This window comes from Acinetobacter gyllenbergii (assembly GCF_001682515.1).
Taxonomy (GTDB): Bacteria; Pseudomonadota; Gammaproteobacteria; order Pseudomonadales; family Moraxellaceae; genus Acinetobacter; species Acinetobacter gyllenbergii.
The window spans coordinates 1-1973 of the sequence record NZ_KV575278.1 but is presented as its reverse complement, the minus strand read 5'-3'; the positions used below and the strand labels follow the sequence as shown (position 1 = coordinate 1973).

2 tRNA genes and 1 rRNA gene are annotated in these 1973 nt (G+C 49.8%); all 3 read right to left on the bottom strand.

The window, feature by feature from the left end:
- Window positions 1-76, bottom strand: a tRNA-Ala gene (locus tag NG55_RS20365).
- Between the two features lie 55 nt (window positions 77-131).
- Window positions 132-208, bottom strand: a tRNA-Ile gene (locus tag NG55_RS20360).
- Between the two features lie 59 nt (window positions 209-267).
- A 16S ribosomal RNA gene (locus NG55_RS20355) occupies window positions 268-1805 on the bottom strand.
- Window positions 1806-1973 lie beyond the last annotated feature (168 nt).

The window sequence follows — 1973 nt, the reverse complement described above, 5'->3', positions numbered from 1 at the left end:
TGGTGGAGACTAGGAGAGTCGAACTCCTGACCTCCTGCGTGCAAAGCAGGCGCTCTACCAACTAAGCTAAGTCCCCAGCTTATCACTTAATGAACGACATATCTTTCAATCTAAGCTACTGCAATCAGATTTGGTGGGTCTGACAAGACTTGAACTTGTGACCCCACGCTTATCAAGCGTGTGCTCTAACCAACTGAGCTACAGACCCTCAGATACATCTTCGAAGAACAACTTGTTGTGGATTCTTACCAGTCACCAATCTTTCGTTAAGGAGGTGATCCAGCCGCAGGTTCCCCTACGGCTACCTTGTTACGACTTCACCCCAGTCATCGGCCACACCGTGGTAAGCGTCCTCCTTACGGTTAGACTACCTACTTCTGGTGCAACAAACTCCCATGGTGTGACGGGCGGTGTGTACAAGGCCCGGGAACGTATTCACCGCGGCATTCTGATCCGCGATTACTAGCGATTCCGACTTCATGGAGTCGAGTTGCAGACTCCAATCCGGACTACGATCGGCTTTTTGAGATTAGCATCCTATCGCTAGGTAGCAACCCTTTGTACCGACCATTGTAGCACGTGTGTAGCCCTGGTCGTAAGGGCCATGATGACTTGACGTCGTCCCCGCCTTCCTCCAGTTTGTCACTGGCAGTATCCTTAAAGTTCCCGACATTACTCGCTGGCAAATAAGGAAAAGGGTTGCGCTCGTTGCGGGACTTAACCCAACATCTCACGACACGAGCTGACGACAGCCATGCAGCACCTGTATGTAAGTTCCCGAAGGCACCAATCCATCTCTGGAAAGTTCTTACTATGTCAAGACCAGGTAAGGTTCTTCGCGTTGCATCGAATTAAACCACATGCTCCACCGCTTGTGCGGGCCCCCGTCAATTCATTTGAGTTTTAGTCTTGCGACCGTACTCCCCAGGCGGTCTACTTATCGCGTTAGCTGCGCCACTAAAGCCTCAAAGGCCCCAACGGCTAGTAGACATCGTTTACGGCATGGACTACCAGGGTATCTAATCCTGTTTGCTCCCCATGCTTTCGTACCTCAGCGTCAGTATTAGGCCAGATGGCTGCCTTCGCCATCGGTATTCCTCCAGATCTCTACGCATTTCACCGCTACACCTGGAATTCTACCATCCTCTCCCATACTCTAGCTTCCCAGTATCGAATGCAATTCCCAAGTTAAGCTCGGGGATTTCACATCCGACTTAAAAAGCCGCCTACGCACGCTTTACGCCCAGTAAATCCGATTAACGCTCGCACCCTCTGTATTACCGCGGCTGCTGGCACAGAGTTAGCCGGTGCTTATTCTGCGAGTAACGTCCACTATCCAGTAGTATTAGTACTAGTAGCCTCCTCCTCGCTTAAAGTGCTTTACAACCAAAAGGCCTTCTTCACACACGCGGCATGGCTGGATCAGGCTTCCGCCCATTGTCCAATATTCCCCACTGCTGCCTCCCGTAGGAGTCTGGGCCGTGTCTCAGTCCCAGTGTGGCGGATCATCCTCTCAGACCCGCTACAGATCGTCGCCTTGGTAGGCCTTTACCCCACCAACTAGCTAATCCGACTTAGGCTCATCATTTAGCGCAAGGTCCGAAGATCCCCTGCTTTCTCCCGTAGGACGTATGCGGTATTAGCATTCCTTTCGGAATGTTGTCCCCCACTAAATGGCAGATTCCTAAGCATTACTCACCCGTCCGCCGCTAGGTTAGGTAGCAAGCTACCCTTCCCCGCTCGACTTGCATGTGTTAAGCCTGCCGCCAGCGTTCAATCTGAGCCATGATCAAACTCTTCAGTTTAAAATCATTAGTAGCTTATGGCTACAAATCTTGGCTCATCAATTTTCTGACTAAAAATTCGCTCAAATAAACTTCGAGAAATTTCTACTCTTCAATCAATGAAATATTTTCGATTGATCAACTAGTAAAAATCCACACAAGTTGTTCTTCTATTCTCTTAATGATCTT